The sequence below is a fragment of the Azorhizobium doebereinerae UFLA1-100 genome (assembly GCF_000473085.1).
Classification (GTDB): Bacteria; Pseudomonadota; Alphaproteobacteria; order Rhizobiales; family Xanthobacteraceae; genus Azorhizobium; species Azorhizobium doebereinerae.
The window spans coordinates 70,636-85,753 of sequence record NZ_AXBA01000015.1 but is presented as its reverse complement, the minus strand read 5'-3'; the positions used below and the strand labels follow the sequence as shown (position 1 = coordinate 85,753).

The 15,118-nt window shown below is 68.4% G+C and carries 16 protein-coding genes; 6 read left to right on the top strand and 10 right to left on the bottom strand.

Annotation, left to right across the window (positions count from 1 at the left end; all coding sequences use genetic code 11):
• Positions 1-48 precede the first annotated feature (48 nt).
• From YU1_RS0112945 to YU1_RS0112920, 6 genes are all read right to left on the bottom strand, one after another.
• Complete coding sequence (locus YU1_RS0112945; protein WP_029004444.1) at positions 49-1,017, bottom strand: cupin domain-containing protein; 969 nt, start codon at positions 1,015-1,017, stop codon at positions 49-51.
• Positions 1,014-2,285, bottom strand: a complete 1,272-nt coding sequence (locus tag YU1_RS0112940) for a Zn-dependent hydrolase (RefSeq protein WP_035715300.1) — start codon at positions 2,283-2,285, stop codon at positions 1,014-1,016. The genes YU1_RS0112945 and YU1_RS0112940 overlap by 4 nt, the downstream gene beginning before the upstream one ends.
• Positions 2,286-2,290: 5 nt before the next feature.
• On the bottom strand, positions 2,291-3,169 hold the full coding sequence (locus YU1_RS0112935) for an alpha/beta fold hydrolase (RefSeq protein ID WP_029004442.1): 879 nt from the start codon (positions 3,167-3,169) through the stop codon (positions 2,291-2,293).
• A gap of 93 nt (positions 3,170-3,262) precedes the next feature.
• Positions 3,263-4,396 carry a pyridoxal phosphate-dependent aminotransferase gene (locus YU1_RS0112930; protein WP_029004441.1) on the bottom strand — a complete coding sequence of 378 codons (1,134 nt, stop codon included), beginning with the start codon at positions 4,394-4,396 and terminating at the stop codon, positions 3,263-3,265.
• Between the two features lie 69 nt (positions 4,397-4,465).
• Entirely contained in the window at positions 4,466-5,245 is a 780-nt protein-coding gene (locus YU1_RS0112925) for an SDR family oxidoreductase (RefSeq protein ID WP_029004440.1), read from the bottom strand.
• Positions 5,246-5,314: 69 nt separating this feature from the next.
• Positions 5,315-6,028 (bottom strand): GntR family transcriptional regulator, encoded by a 714-nt coding sequence (locus tag YU1_RS0112920; RefSeq protein WP_084539840.1) that lies wholly within the window; start codon positions 6,026-6,028, stop codon positions 5,315-5,317.
• A gap of 257 nt (positions 6,029-6,285) precedes the next feature.
• On the opposite strand from YU1_RS0112920, the gene YU1_RS29275 reads away from it, so the two are divergent.
• Genes YU1_RS29275 through YU1_RS0112890 form a run of 6 tightly spaced genes read left to right on the top strand, consistent with a single transcriptional unit; the run spans position 6,286 to position 11,923 of the window.
• Positions 6,286-7,185, top strand: a complete 900-nt coding sequence (locus tag YU1_RS29275) for an ABC transporter ATP-binding protein (protein ID WP_245263317.1) — start codon at positions 6,286-6,288, stop codon at positions 7,183-7,185.
• Positions 7,186-7,223: 38 nt separating this feature from the next.
• The gene (locus YU1_RS0112910; RefSeq protein WP_035715239.1) at positions 7,224-7,970 is read left to right on the top strand and encodes a class II aldolase/adducin family protein; all 747 of its coding nucleotides are present in this window, start codon (positions 7,224-7,226) and stop codon (positions 7,968-7,970) included.
• 36 nt (positions 7,971-8,006) lie between these two features.
• Entirely contained in the window at positions 8,007-9,023 is a 1,017-nt protein-coding gene (locus tag YU1_RS0112905; RefSeq protein WP_029004437.1) for an ABC transporter substrate-binding protein, read from the top strand.
• A complete protein-coding gene (locus YU1_RS0112900; RefSeq protein ID WP_029004436.1) occupies positions 9,020-9,835 on the top strand; it encodes an ABC transporter permease in 816 nt (271 codons plus the stop codon). The genes YU1_RS0112905 and YU1_RS0112900 overlap by 4 nt, the downstream gene beginning before the upstream one ends.
• The gene (locus YU1_RS0112895; RefSeq protein WP_156922106.1) at positions 9,832-10,611 is read left to right on the top strand and encodes an ABC transporter permease; all 780 of its coding nucleotides are present in this window, start codon (positions 9,832-9,834) and stop codon (positions 10,609-10,611) included. The genes YU1_RS0112900 and YU1_RS0112895 overlap by 4 nt, the downstream gene beginning before the upstream one ends.
• A 4-nt stretch (positions 10,612-10,615) precedes the next feature.
• Positions 10,616-11,923, top strand: coding sequence for an LLM class flavin-dependent oxidoreductase (locus YU1_RS0112890; RefSeq protein WP_029004434.1), 1,308 nt, complete (start codon positions 10,616-10,618; stop codon positions 11,921-11,923).
• A gap of 6 nt (positions 11,924-11,929) precedes the next feature.
• Here YU1_RS0112890 and YU1_RS0112885 read toward each other — a convergent pair whose 3' ends face one another.
• The 4 genes from YU1_RS0112885 to YU1_RS0112870 all read right to left on the bottom strand — a co-directional run bounded on the left by YU1_RS0112885 (position 11,930) and on the right by YU1_RS0112870 (position 15,118).
• Positions 11,930-12,721: a VOC family protein gene (locus YU1_RS0112885; RefSeq protein ID WP_029004433.1), complete on the bottom strand. Its 792-nt coding sequence runs from the start codon at positions 12,719-12,721 to the stop codon at positions 11,930-11,932.
• Positions 12,722-12,865: 144 nt separating this feature from the next.
• Positions 12,866-13,669 carry a transporter substrate-binding domain-containing protein gene (locus YU1_RS0112880; protein WP_029004432.1) on the bottom strand — a complete coding sequence of 268 codons (804 nt, stop codon included), beginning with the start codon at positions 13,667-13,669 and terminating at the stop codon, positions 12,866-12,868.
• Positions 13,670-13,752: 83 nt separating this feature from the next.
• On the bottom strand, positions 13,753-14,481 hold the full coding sequence (locus YU1_RS0112875; RefSeq protein ID WP_029004431.1) for an amino acid ABC transporter ATP-binding protein: 729 nt from the start codon (positions 14,479-14,481) through the stop codon (positions 13,753-13,755).
• On the bottom strand, positions 14,465-15,118 hold the full coding sequence (locus tag YU1_RS0112870; protein WP_029004430.1) for an amino acid ABC transporter permease: 654 nt from the start codon (positions 15,116-15,118) through the stop codon (positions 14,465-14,467). The genes YU1_RS0112875 and YU1_RS0112870 overlap by 17 nt, the downstream gene beginning before the upstream one ends.

The following is a 15,118-nucleotide window of genomic DNA, read 5'->3' as shown; positions in this document are numbered from 1 at the left end:
CCGCGCGGGGCTGGGGGTGACCCTCTCTCTTGCGAAAGAGCCTGCCGCTCACTCCAGGAAGGCGAACCCCATGGTCCGGGCGTGATAGTGCAGGCCGCCGTCCTGGACGATGAGGAACAACGCCCGGCTGTCCCCGCCGTTGTGGTGCGAATGCGGCGCGCCCGGCGGCGTCACCAGGGTGGCGAAGGGCGACCACGGGCAGCGCTCGCCGCCCACCATGGAATAGCTGTCGTCGCCGTTCAGCACCAAGGTGATCGCCGCTGAATTGTGCCGGTGCGCCTTCTGGTGGCTGGCCGGCGGCAGGGTGTTCAGCGACAAGGTGAGCGTCGGCAGGATGTTGCGCGCCGCCTGCTGCCGGTCGGACGAGAAGATCAAGGCCACGCCCGACTGGCCCTCGGCGGGCTGGTGGCGATAGATGATCTCGATCTGCCGGGCGATCTCAGCGGCCGGATAGTGCACCATGTCCACCGGGCGCCGCGCGTCGTCCGGCGGCAGGTCGCCGTCGAAGGCCAGCTGCGGCTCGTTGCTGACGCCCCAGAGCACCGTGCGGCTGGTGGCGAAGAGCGTGGCGGGCGTTCCCGTCAGCAGGAAGACGTCGCCGGCGGAAAAGCCTATGGCCTCATCACCTTGCCGGGCCGTTCCGCTGCCGGAGATCACGTACCAGATGGAGCCGGTGGCGCGGAAATCGGCGGCCAGCGTCTCGCCCGCCGCGATCACCGCATAGCGCGCCAGCATCAGCGGCGTGGTGGCCGGGAACGGGCAATCCATGGCCGCCGACTGGTCGCAGGCGATGAAGCCGGTGGGTGCGTCGGGGGCGAGCGCCGCCGCCGGCTGCTGCGTGAACACGCCGCCGGGCACCGGCGGCAGCTTGATGTTGAAGGCGTTGCCCGAATTGAAATAGCGCGCCCGCGCCTGGGCGGCGTCGGCCGGGGCCAGCGCCTCCTGGGCGGGAAGGTCCGCCATGTCCATGGGTCGCGCGTCCACGGGCGACGTGGGGGATTTCGCGGCGGCGGTCATCTCGGGCCTCCTTCGGGAAAGGGAATGCCCGGCACGGCGTCGAGCAGTTCGGCCAGCACGTCGGCCAGCGCCTGGGCGCCCGCCGCCACATGGGCCGGCTCCGCCCACTCGCTCTCCGCATGGCTGACGCCGTCGCGGCAGGGAATGAAGATCATGGCGCTGGGCGCCAGTTTCTCCATGTGGCGGGCGTCGTGCCCGGCGAACGACAGGATCGGCATGGACGGGAAACCGTGCCGATCGGCGGCGGCGCCGATGCGGTCCATCAGGGCCGGGGAGAAGCTGTTGGAGGGAGCATCCGCCAGCAGGTCCGCCACCACCTCGCACGGCCCGGCGGCGGCCGCGCAGATGGCGCGGATGCGCTCCGCCAGCAGGTCCAGCACGGTGTTTTCCGGATGCCGCAGGTCGATGCTGAACACCACCTTGCCGGGGATGACCGAGGGGGCGTTCGGCTCGACACGCAGGCGGCCGATGGTGAACTTGATCACCGGGTCATGCCCGCCCACTGTCTCGTACAGCTCCACCGCCATGCGCGAGAAGGCGGCGAGCGCATCGTGCCGCTCGGCCATGGCCAGCGTGCCGGCATGGCCTTCCGCGCCGGTGATGGTGATCTGGAAGGTCTTCTTGCCCTGCATGCCGGTGACGATGCCGATGACCTTGCCTTCGGCCTCCAGGATCGGGCCCTGCTCGATATGCAGTTCCACATAGGCGCCGAGGGGAAAGCCCAGCGGGCGGCGCGGCAAATCCGGGAAGGTGGCGTGCAGGCGGTCCAGATCCGTGCCGACGCTGATGCCGGCGGGGTCGGTGCGGGCGCGGATGGCGTCCAGCGTGCGCCCGCCGGCGAAGGCCTCCGAGCCCATCATGCCGGGGGCGAAGCGGCTGCCTTCCTCGTTCAGCCACGCCACCACGGTGAGGTCGCGGGCGCGCGACAGGCCGGAGGCGGCCAGCGTCACCGCCGCCTCAAGGGCGGTGAGCACCCCGGCGGCGCCGTCGAACTTGCCGCCGGTGGGCTGGGTGTCCAGATGGCTGCCGGCCAGCACCGGCGGCAGGCTGCGGTCGGCGCCGGGAAGGGTGAGGAACAGGTTGCCGACCGGGTCGGTGCTGGGCTCAAGGCCGGCGGCCCGCGCCCAGCCGATCACCAGCCGCCAGGCGTCGAGCTCGCCCGGGGTGAGCGCCTGGCGGTCCACGCCGCCGTGCGGCAGGGCGCCGATCTGCGCCAATTCCATCAGGCGGTCCCACAGCCGCCCGGCATCGATGAGGGGATAGGTCATGGCGCTCAGCTCGTCCGCATGATCTGGCCGGGAATGGCGCGCGGATCGCGCGGCAGCCATTGGCCCGCCTCCACCTGGGCGATGAACTCCGCCAGTTGGGCGTTGAAGGCGGCGGGCTCCTCCAGGTTGAGCGTGTGGCCGGTCTTGGGGAACACGCTGAGGCCGGAGGCGGGAATGGTCTTCTTGAGGAAGATGCCGGGCTGGAGGCAATGGTCGTCCTCGTCGCCCACCATGATCAGGGTGGGCACAGTCATCGCCTTGAGGCCATCTTCCAGGTCCCAGAAGGACGGCCGGCGGGCCTGGACGCCGCGCATGGTCATGGCCGCGCCCAGGTCCGAATGGGTGGCGAGGCGCTCGGCGAACTCCTGCCAGCCCCGCGGGTCCTTGTTCTGGAACTGCACCCGGCTGGCACCGAGCGCATAGATCTTGGAGAATTCCTTGGCCCCGAGGCGCTGGAAATTGTCCGCCACCTCGCGGGAGACGCCCTTGAAATAGTCCTCGAACTCCTTCTCGCAGCCATAGCCGGCGCCGGCGATGGTGAGCGAGAGGGCGCGCTCGGGCGTGCGCAGGCCGAAATGCACCGTAGCGAAGCCGCCCATGGACAGGCCGACGATATGCGCCTTCTCGATGCCGAGGCCGTCGAGCACGGCCACCGCGTCGTCGGCGGCCAGCGCCTGGGAATAGCTCTCCATGTCGGAGGGGATGTCGGAGGGGGCATAGCCGCGCGCGGCATAGGTGATGCAGCGGTGGCGGCGGGCGAAGAAGCGCATCTGCGGCTCCCAGCTCGCATGGTTGCCGCCGAACTCATGGACGAAGAGGATGGGCGTGCCCTGCCCGGCCTCTTCCACATACAGGCGGATGCCGTCCTTCGTCGTCACGTGCATGTCTGGCCTCTGGTCGTGTCTGCCCGGTCCGCTGGCGGGACCGGCGCGGGGCGTGCTGAGCGGCCGATGAGCAAGGCCCACCGGCCGCGGGGTTCAGAACTGGGCGCCGATGTCGTTGAGGGTGCGGGCCTGCGCCACCAGGGCGGGCAGGCGGTCGCAGAAGGTGTCCACCCAGGCTTCCGGCACCGAGGTGGAGACCTTCACGAAGCGGTCACCGAAGCGCTCGGTGTGATAGGTGCCCTGGCGGATCATCATGTTCTCGCGGCGGGCGGCCTCCACCAGCGCCTCCGGCTTGATGCCGGCGCCGATGGTCTCCACCACCAGGAAGTTGCCGTGCGAGGGATAGATCGGCAGCGCCAGCCCCTCGATGCGGCTGGCGGCGTCCTTGATCTTGGCCTTGTTGGCGCGATCGATGCGGCGCACCTCGGCCATCCATTCCGGCTTCACCTGGAGCCCCGCCTGCGCCGCCCTTTGGGCGATGACGCTGGCGCCGAGCACGCTGGTGGCGGCCTCCGCGCAGCGGTCCAGGATCTTCGGGCAGGCGACCAAAGCGCCGATGCGCAGGCCGGCGAGGCCGAGCCATTTGGAGAAGGACAGGGATACCACCGCGCCCTCGGGGGCGGCGTGGAGGGCGGGATAGTGGCCGTCCGCGAAATCGCGATACGTACAATCATGTACCAAAAGCGCGCCACAGTCGCGGGCGATGGCGGCGAACGCCTCGATTTCCTCGCGGGTGTAGCGGATGCCGAGCGGATTGTTGGGGTCTACCAGATAGATGACGGCGGTGCGCTCATCCACCGCCGCCTTCAGCGCCTCGGGTGTCAGGCGGTAATGGCACGCGGTGTCGTAAATGGGGATTTCAATGACCAAAGCCCCCGCCTGACGGGCGAACAGGCAGGGCCACTTCCAGGTCGGGTCGGTGGTGACGAAGGTGGTGCCCGGCTTGCAGTAGGCCCGGCACACCATGGCCAGGGCCGACACCCCGCCCTCGGTGACCAGCGCCTCCGCCCCCGGCGTGCCGAGGTCGGCGACGATCGCCGAACGCAATGCCTCGAACCCCAGCGGAGGCGCATAGGCGTTGAATTCCCCGGCCTCGATGGCGGCGATCATGGCGGCCTTGACCGCCGGATGGGCGGGGATGTGATTGGTGTTCTGCCCCAGCCACATCAGGCCGGGCGTGGTGGAAAGCGCATCGAAATAGCGGTTGCGCTGGCGTGCGGAAGACATGGGGCGATCCTCAGGAGCAGGCCACCGACCACGCAGGGCGCCGGTCGGTGGAAGGCGGCCGGTGCGGCCTCAGATGACCGAGCCGCGGGCGGAGATGCCGCCGTCGATGGTCACGTTGGTGCCGGTGATGTAGCCCGCCCGCGGAGAGGCGAGAAACGCAACCAGATCAGCCACTTCCTCGGAGGTGGCGGGGCGCTTGCCGGGATATTTGTCGAACAGCTCTTCCCAGCGAGCCTCATCGCCGAGCATGTCGATGGCCTTGCGCTTCATGATCTTGAGCATGCGGTCGGTGGCCACCGGGCCGGGGTTGACGCCGACCACCCGCACCCCCTCGTTCAGGCTGGCGCCGCCCAATGCCTTGGTGAAGGACATGAGCGCGGCATTGCCGGTGGAGCCGGCGATATAGCTGGCATCCCAGTTCTCGCCGGAATTGCCGATGACGTTGACGATCACGCCGTCCTTGCCGCGCATCTTCTTATAGAAGGCGCGGGCCAGGGTGATGTAGCCGAACACCTTGAGGTCGAAGCCCCGGCGCCAGGCGGCGTCGTCCACCACCTCCAGCGAGCCGGCGGGGATGTCGCCGGCATTGTTCACCAGGATGTCCACATGGCCGACGGTTTCGGCCAGCTGTTCCATGGCTTCGGTGGACGACAGGTCCAGCGCATGCACGCTGACGCGCACCCCATGGGCGGCTTCCAGCTCGCGCTTGGCCTGCTCCATGGCCTCGCCATTGCGGGCGGCGAGGTGAAGATGGCAGCCCTCGGCGGCGAAGACCTGCGCCACGGCAAGGCCGATGCCCTTCGAAGCGCCGGTGATGAGAGCGGTTTTGTTCGTGAGGTCCAACTTCAAGGCTCGGTCTCCAGGGCCGGTTCGATATACAATTGCTAGCAATTTGCATACCAACTCGACTGCACGGGGTCAGCCGAAGGCCGCGAGGAAGTCCAAGAGATTGTCTCCCAGCAGGCTCACATGGTCGCGCATGGCCTTGTGGGCGCGCTCCGCATCATGCTGCTCCACCGCCTGGATGACGGCGGCATGCTCGCGCAGCGTGTCGGAAATGCGTGTGGGCATGCGGGTGACGCGGCGCCGATAGGCGGCCACCTGATTGCGCAGCCGGCGGGTCTGGTCGGCGAGGAAAGCGTTGCAGGACGCCTCATAGAGCGCCTCGTGGAACTCCTGGTTCACGTCATAGAACAGGTCCACGTCGCGCAGGGTCGCCACTTGTTCCAGCTTCTCGTGAATGGCGCGCAGCTTGTCCATCTGCTCGGGCGTGGCGCGCCGGGCCGCGAGGCGGGCGCACAGGCCCTCAAGCTCGGCCATCACCTGGAACATCTCGATCAGCGCATGGGCGCCGATGGAGCGCACGACCGCCCCCTGGCGGCCGCGCAGTTCCACCAGATTGCTGGCCGCCAGCAGCCGGAAGGCCTCGCGGACCGGCGTGCGCGACACGCCGAAGCGGGCGGCGATCTCCTGTTCGTCCAGCCGGCTGCCCGGCTCCAGGCGGCCGGCGGCGATGGCCGCCTCCAGTTCGCGGCGGAGGCGCTCGGCGAGGGTGAGGCCGGCGCCGCGAGCGGCGCTTTCCTGCTCAATCGGCGGGCACGCTGCCTCGCTTTGTGCACGAAAAATGTCCATACGCGCACCTAGATCCCATTCTCAGTATACATGACACGCGATCCGGTTCGCAGTCCGGCCGCTTCGTGTTCGGAACGTTGCAAGTCGCGGGCCGCCCGCCGCGCCAGACGTTGCGTCGCGCTCGGGCAGGCGCCGGAGGACGATGAGGCCCGGTTGTCGTCCCGATTGGCACGTCGATTGCTTTTCATAGCGAACCATACCCGCCTTCAGCGCATGCTGAATCCGGCTCTGATTATACATGCTGGGAAGGATTCCGTTTGACCATTGGACACAGCGGCCTGGCGCGCCTCGCGGCGGCCCCGGATGCCGCCTCCGCATCATCGGCACCGGCGGGGCCCTACCTGCTGGAGATGAAGGGCCTGTCGAAGCGGTTCGGGTCGGTGACCGCGGTCAGCGGGTTCGACGCCTCCATCGCGCCGGGCGAGTTCGTCACCGTGGTCGGTCCCTCGGGCTGCGGCAAGAGCACCCTGTTCAACATCGTCGCCGGCCTGGAAGAGCCCGACGCCGGCTCCATCCTGCGGTTCGAGGGCAAGGGCTGCCATGCCCATGAGCTGCTGGGCAAGGTGTCCTTCATGCCGCAGCGCGACCTGCTGCTGCCCTGGCGCACGGTGATCGACAATGCGGTCATCGCCATGGAAATCGAGGGCCGCTCCCGCAAGGCGTCCCGCGCCGAGGCGCGCGACATGCTGCCCGAGTTCGGCCTCGCCGGCTTCGGCGACCAGTATCCCCACCAGCTTTCCGGCGGCATGCGCCAGCGCGTGGCGCTGATGCGCACCTTCATGTTCAAGCGCGAGCTGATGCTGCTGGACGAGCCGTTCGGCGCGCTCGACGCCCTCACCCGCACCATGATGCAGCGCTGGCTGCTGGACGTGTGGCGCCAGCATAAGCGCACCATCCTGTTCATCACCCACGACGTGGACGAGGCGCTGTTCCTGGGCGACCGGGTGATCGTCATGTCCGCCCGCCCCGGCCGCGTGAAGCTGGAGTTGAAGGTGGACCTGCCGCGCCCGCGCTCGGCCGAGCTGGTCACCTCGCCCGAATTCATCCGCCTCAAGCGCATCGTGCTGGAGGCCATCGAGGAAGAGGCCATGAAGTCCTTCCTCGCCTCCGGCGCCGCCGCCCCGCAAACCGACGCCATGCCAGAGGTTCAGCCGTGACCGCCCAAAGCCTTGCAACTCCTGCCATTCCCGCCGGCATGGACGCCGCCGAATGGGACGTGCGGGTCAAGCTCGCCGCCTGCTACCGCATGGTGGCCAGGCTCGGCCTCGACGATTTGATCTACAACCACATCTCCGCCCGCGTGCCCGGCCATGAGGGCCAGTTCCTCATCAATCCCTACGGCCTGCTGTTCAGCGAGATCACCGCTTCCAGCCTGGTGAAGATCGATACCGAGGGGCGCAAGCTCCAGGACACCCCCTATGAGGTGAACCTCGCCGCCTTCGTGATCCATGCGGCGATCCACAAGACCAGCCACGACGCCGCCTGCGTGCTGCATACCCATTCGGACGCCAGCGTCGCCGTCTCGGGCCAGGAAGAAGGCCTGCTGCCGCTCAGCCAGTTCGCCATGCGCTTCTACAACCGGCAGGCGTTCCACGATTACGAGGGCGTCGCCATCGACCTCGACGAGCAGGAGCGGCTCGTGCGCGACCTCGGCGCGCACAAGGTGATGCTGATGCGCAACCACGGCATCCTCACCGTCGGCCGCACGCCGGGCGAGGCCTTCATGCTGCTGTATTATTTCGAGCGGGCGGCGAAGATCCAGCTGGCCATGCAGGCGGCCTGCGCCTCAGGCGTGAAGCTGGTCATCCCGCCGCACGAGGTCAATGAGCGCGCCGCCCGGCAGTTCTGGGAGCAGCATGGCGACATCCTCATCGCCGGCGAGCGGGAATGGCCCGCTCTGATGCGACAGCTCGACCGCGAAGACCCCTCCTACCGCCAATAAGAACACCAACCCGCCTTCCTTCCGGAGACACAGCTGATGACCAACAGACGTAATGTGCTTGCAGCGCTCGCCGCCGGCGTGGCGCTGCTCGGCGGCGCGGTCACCGCGGCGCCCGCCGCCGACCTCACCAAGGCGACGCTGCGCCTGAAGTGGCTGCCGCAAACCCAGTTCGCCGGCTTCTACGTCGCCGCCGCCAAGGGCTATTACAAGGACGAGGGCATCGACCTCACCATCAATCCGGGCGGCCCGAACCTTCTGGCGGAAAATCTGGTGGCCACCGGCGCCGACACTTTCGGCCTGTCGGGCGGGCTCGACAGCGTGTTCGCCGCCCGCGACAAGAACCTGCCCATCGTCTGCATCGGCATCGCCCACCAGATGACGCCGTTCGTGTTCGTCGCCCGCGCCGACGGCCCGATCAAGACCATCCAGGACTTCAAGGGCAAGACGGTCACCACCTGGTTCACCGGCGCCAACCACGTCCTCAACGCCATCCTGGCCAAGAACGGCATCGACCCCGCGCTCGTCACCATCCAGCCGCAGCAGGTCAGCGTGACGCCGTTCGTCGACGGCCAGGTCGATGTCATCACCGCCACCCGCTACAATGAGTACTACACGATCAAAACCCGCATGGGCGAAGAGAAGTTGCGCACCTTCGTCGCCGAGGACAGCGGCATCACCTTCCCGCGTGACACGCTGATCGTCTCCGAGACCACCGCGAAGGAGAAGCCCGAGCTGGTGAAGGCCTTCCTGCGTGCTTCCATGAAGGGCTGGAAGGACGCCTTCAACGATCCCAAGGGCGCCGTGGACACCGTGATGGCCATCGCCCCGACCCTGGACCGCGCCCACCAGGAATTCCAGCTGGCCGAGGCCAAGAAGCTGATGGTGGCCGGCAAGGTGCCTGAGAAAGGCCTGTTCTGGATCGACATGGACGCGGTGAAGGTCACCCAGCAGTTGTTCGTGGACGCCAAGGTGATCTCCAAGCCGGTGGACCTCGCCGCCACCTTCAACACCAGCTTCCTGGAAGCCATTCCGCTGGCGGATCGCAAGCCGTGAGCGCATCCCCCCTCACCCACCCGGCGGTTACGCCGGGTGGTTCCGCCGCGCTGCGCCTGCTCGGCCCCCTGGGCCGTCTGGCGCGCGGGCTCGCCATCCTCCTGGCGGTGTTCGCCGCCTGGGAGGCCCTGGTGGTGCTGTTCGGCATCCGCCCCTACTACCTGCCGCGCCCGACGGTCATCCTCGCCGCGCTGGTGCAGACGCCGGCGCCCTACATCCAGGGCTTCCTGCGCACCCTGAGCGAGACGCTGATCGGCTTTGCCTCCGGTGCCCTGTTCGGCATCGGCATGGGCCTCCTGTTCTTCCGCGCCCGCGCGTTGCGGGAGCTGGTCTTCCCGCTGTTCATCGTGTCGCAGACCATTCCGGTCATCGCCTTCGGCGCGCTGGTGGTGCTGTGGTTCGGCAACACGCTGTTCGCCAAGGCGGCCATCGCCTTCTACCTCACCTTCTTCCCGGTGACGGTGAACACCCTGCTGGGGCTGGAAAGCGTGGACCCGCGCCAGGAAGCGCTGCTGCGCTCGTTCGGCGCCAGCCCGCTCCAGCTCATGACGCGCCTGCAGTTTCCCACCGCTCTGCCGCAGATCTTCGTGGCGCTGCGCCTCGCCTCCTCGCTGGCCCTGGTGGGCGCGATCGTGGGCGAGTGGTTCGGCGACACGGTCGGGCTCGGCGTCCTGCTGCTGCAGGGCATGTATACGGAGAATGTGGTGAGCATCTGGGCCACCCTGCTGGTCTCCGCCCTTCTGGGCACGGGCTTCTATGCCGCCGTGGCCGGGGCCGAGCGCGTCCTCGTCTTCTGGGGGGCGGAACAATGAGCGCCGCTCCAGAGGTGATCGCCGCCGCCCCGCGCGCCGGCGGGTGCGCGCTCCAGCGCGGCGTGCTCGGCATCGTGCTGTTCGTGCTGGCCTGGGAAGGGATCGCGCGCGGCTTCCATCTGCCGTCCTATACGCTGCCGGCGGTGAGCGACATTCTTGCCAGCATCTATGCCAAGCGGTCGATCCTGTTCACCGCCGCCGGCTTCACCCTCACCGAGGCCGTGGTCGGCTATGTGATCGGCGCGCTGATCGGCGTCACGCTCGCCGTCGTCATCACCCTCGTCCCGCCCACGCGCGCGGTGCTGCTGCCGGCGGCCACCGCGATCAATTCCGTGCCGGTGGTGGCCTATTCGCCGTTGATCCTGCTGTGGTTCGGCATCGGCATGCCGTCCAAGTTCGTCATGGTGGCGCTGGCGGTGAGCTTCACCGTCTTCCTCTCCACCTTGGCCGGCTTCGACCGGGTGGACCGGCGCTCCGTCGACCTGCTGCGCAGCTTCGGCGCCGGGCGGCTCGCCATCTTGTGGCGGCTGCGCCTGCCGACCGCGCTGCCGCTGATGGCGGCGGGCCTCAGGGTCTCCACCGTGCGGGCGATCATCGTCGCCATCGTCACCGAGATGCTGGGCGCCTATGGCGGGCTCGGCTGGGTGATCTACCAGGCGGTGCTGCAGATCGATTTCGTCCAGGTGTGGGGCGCCATCTTTGTCGCCTCCGCCGCCAGCCTCGCCTTCTTCGGCCTCGTCGGCTTCGCCGAACGGCGCATCATCTTCTGGAAGTGATCCCATGACGCGGCAGATGCATCTCGGCCTGTTCCTCCTCGGCACGGGCAGCCACATCGCGGGCTGGCGCATGCCCGGCGCCGTGGACAGCTTCCAGGACATCGACGCGGTATGCGAGATCGCCCGCACCGCCGAGCGCGGCAAGTTCGACCTGATCTTCATGGGCGACAACCTGAATGCCGACCCCGCCGCCCACCCCTCCTACACCGCCCGGCTCGAACCGCTGACCCTTCTCTCGGCGGTGGCGCGGGCGACGAGCCGCATCGGGCTCGGCGCCACCGTCTCCACCACCTATTCGGACCCGTTCACCGTGGCCCGGGCCTTCGCCTCGCTCGACCATATCAGCCACGGCCGCGCCGCCTGGAACGCGGTGACCACCGCCGCCCCGGCCGCCGCGGCCAATTTCGGCACGCTGCACCCCGACCATGCCCGGCGCTATGAGATCGCCGGCGAGTTCCTCGACGTGGTGAAGGGGCTGTGGGACTGCTGGGCGGACGATGCCATCGTCGCCGACCGCGCCTCCGGCCGCTATATCGATCCCGCCAAGGTCAAGCCGCTCGACCATGAGGGCGCCTTCTTCAAGGTGAAGGGGCCGATCAACATCGGCCGCGCGCCGCAGGGTCATCCGGTCATCTCGCAGGCCGGCGGCTCGGAGCCCGGCCAGCAGTTGGCCGCCCGCACCGCCGATCTGGTGTTCGCCGTGGTGCAGGACATCGACGAGGCCCGCGCCGGCTATGCGGCGCTGAAAGCCCGCCTGCCTGCGCTCGGCCGCCGCCCGGAGGACGTCTGCGTGCTGCCGGGCGTGATGCCGGTGGTGGGCCGTACCGACCGGGAGGCGCGGGACAAGCTCAACGCGCTGATGAGCCATGTGAATTCCAGCAACGCCCTCGGCATGCTGTCGGAGCGCTTCGGCGTGGACATGAGCGCCTATGAGCTCGACGGCCCGATCCCGGAACTGCCGAAGGCCGACACCTATCATTCCTTCACCGGGGTGATGCTGGCCAAGGCCCGGCGCGAGCAGATGACGCTGCGCGATCTCTACAATCTGGTCGCCGCCGCGCGCGGCCACTGGGTGCTGTGCGGCTCGGCGGAAAGCATCGCCGACACGTTGCAGGACTGGTTCGAGACCGGGGCGGCGGACGGCTTCAACGTGATGCCGCCCTATTTCCACCAGGGATTCGAGGATTTCGTCGACCTCGTGGTGCCGATCCTCCAACAGCGCGGGCTGTTCCGCACCGACTATGCCGGCACCACGCTACGCGATCATCTCGGGCTGGCGCGTCCCGCCAACCCGAATTTCGCGGCGGCCTGAGCCGGTTCAGGCGGCGCAGCCGGCACCGGCCGGCGGCGCGACCACGGCGAACATCGCGCCCTGCGGGTCCCTCGCCTGGACGATCCAGGCGCCGCCGGGGACTTCCGTAGGCCCGGTCATGATGGCGCCGCCGGCGGCCGTGATGGCCTTGACCGCCGCATCGATGGCGGGCACCTGCGCGTAAAAGAGCCAGAATGGCGCCGGCACCGCCGGCGGCTTGGTGAACATGCCGCCGATGGACTGGCCGTCATGGTTGAAGAGCTGGTAGGTGCCCATGGGGCCCATGTCCATCGCCTCGCCCTTGGTCCAGCCGAACAGCTCCGCATAGAAGGGGAAGACGGCCTGCCAGTCGGTCGCCATCAGTTCGTGCCAGCCCACCGCGCCCATGGTTCCGGGCGCGGTCACCGGCGGCCCCTTGCCGTCGAACCAGCGGATCAGCGCGAAGACGGCGCCCTGCGGATCGGCGAGGACCGCGAAGCGGCCGACGTCGGGAATATCGTGGGCCTCGGCGTGGATCGTGGCGCCGAGGGAGGCGGCCTTCGCGGTGGAGGCATCCACGTCGTCCACCTCCACATACCCCATCCAGTGCGGCGGCACGCCGGCCTGCGCCAGCTCCGCCGAGAGGGTCATCATGCCGCCCACGTCGACGCCCTTCGCGGCCAGCAGGGTGTAGGACAGGTCGCCGACGCCGGCGTCGCGGCCGGTCCATCCGACCACGGTCTCATAGAAGGTGCCGGCGGCTTGCGTGTCGGTGGTGGCGAGTTGGTACCAGGCGAACCTGCCATGGGTCGGCGACATGGGCTTCCTCCCTGCTGGGCTTACGTCACGGAGGACGCACGGCCGAGCGGCATTCCGACATGGTTCGATGTATTTTTGAAGAAGCCCCCGTCAAAGAGACGGCGGCTCCGGGCCGAGCCCGGAGCCGCGCATTGTTCTGGGCGTTCAGTTCACCACGCGGTCGGCCAGGTCCTTCGGCAGTTCGCGGCCGTGGAACTTGGCGAACATGGTCGGCAGAGCACCGTTCGCCATGTTCTTGCGGATCCAGTCGTCGAGCCAGGCCTTCAGCTTCGGCTCGCCCTGCGGCAGGGCGATGCCCAGGTTCAGCTCGCGCATGACGAACTTGGTCTTGAGCGGGCGGTCGGGGCGCTTCTCGTTCATCAGCGCCACCAGCGGCGGCTGGGTGGAGACGATGTCCACCTGCCCCGACACCGCCGCCGAGATCAGCGTCGCATCGTCCTCGAAGCGGACGATCTCCGCGCCCTTGGCATTGGCGGTCACGAGTTGGTCGTTCACCGTGGCGCGGGTGAGGCCGACGCGCTTGCCGGTCAGGTCCGCATAATCCTTGATGGCCGCGCCTTCGGGCGCGGCGACGATGATGTCCAGCGTGGCGTAGGGGATGGAGAAGTCCACCACCTTCTTGCGTTCGGGGGTAATGCCGAGGCTGGCCACCAGGATGTCGGCCTTGCCGGTCTGGATGGTGGGCACGCGGGCGGCGGTGGTGATTTCCACCCATTCCACCTCGACGCCCATGTCCTTGGCCAGCATGCGGGCGGTTTCCACGTCCGAGCCGGTGGGCTTCAGATCCGGCCCGGCGAAGGAGAAGAGCGGCGTGCCGAGCACCACGGCGACGCGGATCTTCTTGGCCTTCAGGATGTCGTCCAGCTGGTCGGCCCGGGCGGCGGGCGCCACGCCGAGCATGAGGCTTGCGGCGGCAAGAGCGACGGCACCGAATTTCAAAAGTCGCATGGGATATCCTCCTTCTGTTTACCTTCCCTGGGTCCCGGTCTGCGCCGGGTTTGCGCATGTGCGCGAAAACGGAACGCGCCGGATCAGAGGTCGTGGGACATGAAGGCGCGCAATTCCGGGGTCTGCGGATTGGCGAGCATGGTGCCGTCGCCCACCTCCCACACCCGCCCCTGGTGCATGTAGACGATGCGGTCGGCGACCCGGCGGGCGAAGCCCATCTCGTGGGTCACCACCAGCATGGTCATGCCGCCCTTGGCCAGATCCTCCATGACGCGGAGCACCTCGCCGGTCAGTTCCGGATCGAGCGCCGAGGTCACCTCGTCGAACAGCATCACCTGCGGTTGCATGGCGAGCGAGCGCGCTATGGCGACGCGCTGCTGCTGTCCGCCGGACAATTGCTCGGGATAGGCCTGCGCCTTCTCCGCCAGCCCAACCCGCGCCAGGGCCTCGGCGGTCAGGTCCCGGGCCTGCGCCTTGCGTAGCTTCTTCACCGTCACCGGGGCGAGCATGATGTTCTCTTCCACCGTCAGGTGCGGGAAGAGGTTGTAGCTCTGGAACACGATGCCCACGTCCAGCCGCAGCTTGCGCACGTCGAGCCTGGGATCGTGCACCGGATGGCCGCACACGGTGATCTCGCCGGACTGGATGGTCTCCAGCCGGTTGACGCAGCGCAGCGCCGTGGACTTGCCCGACCCCGAACGGCCGATGACCGCGATGGCCTCGCCGCGCGCGACGCTCAGTGAGACGCCCTTGAGCACCTCCACCAGGCCGAAGCTCTTGTGAACGTCCTTCAGCTCAATGACGGCCGACATGGAGCTTCCTTTCGAGCACGCGGCTCCAGGCGCTCAGGGGCCAGCACACCGCGAAATAGAGCGCGCCGGCGATCCCGAACACGAGGAACGGCTGGAAGGTGGAATTGTTGATGATCTGGGCCGCGCGGGTCAGCTCGACGAAGCCCACCACGGAAGCGAGCGAGGTGCTCTTCACCACCTGCACCATGAAGCCCACGGTGGGCGGCGTGGCGAGGCGCAAAGCCTGGGGCAGGATCACCTTGGTGAGCGCCTCCCAGCGGGTCAGCGCGAGGCATTCGGCGGCCTCGAACTGGGTGCGCGGCACCGCCTCCACGCAGCCGCGCCAGATCTCGGCGAGGAAGGCGGCGGAATAGATCATCATGGCGATGCCCGCGGCGGCGAGCGGGGGCACCTGGATGCCGAAGATGCCGAGACCGAAATAGACCGCGAACAGGATCACCAGCAGCGGGATGCCCTGGATGATCTGCACCACCACGAAGGCGCCGAGCCGCACCGCGCGGAAGCGCGAGATGCGCAGCAGCATGACGCCGAAGGCGGCGACGCCTCCGAGCGCGAAGGCCAGCGCGGACAGGATGACCGTCCAGAGCAGGCCATCGAGCATGTAGCCGATATGGGCGAGGGTGAAGGGCTGGGCCAT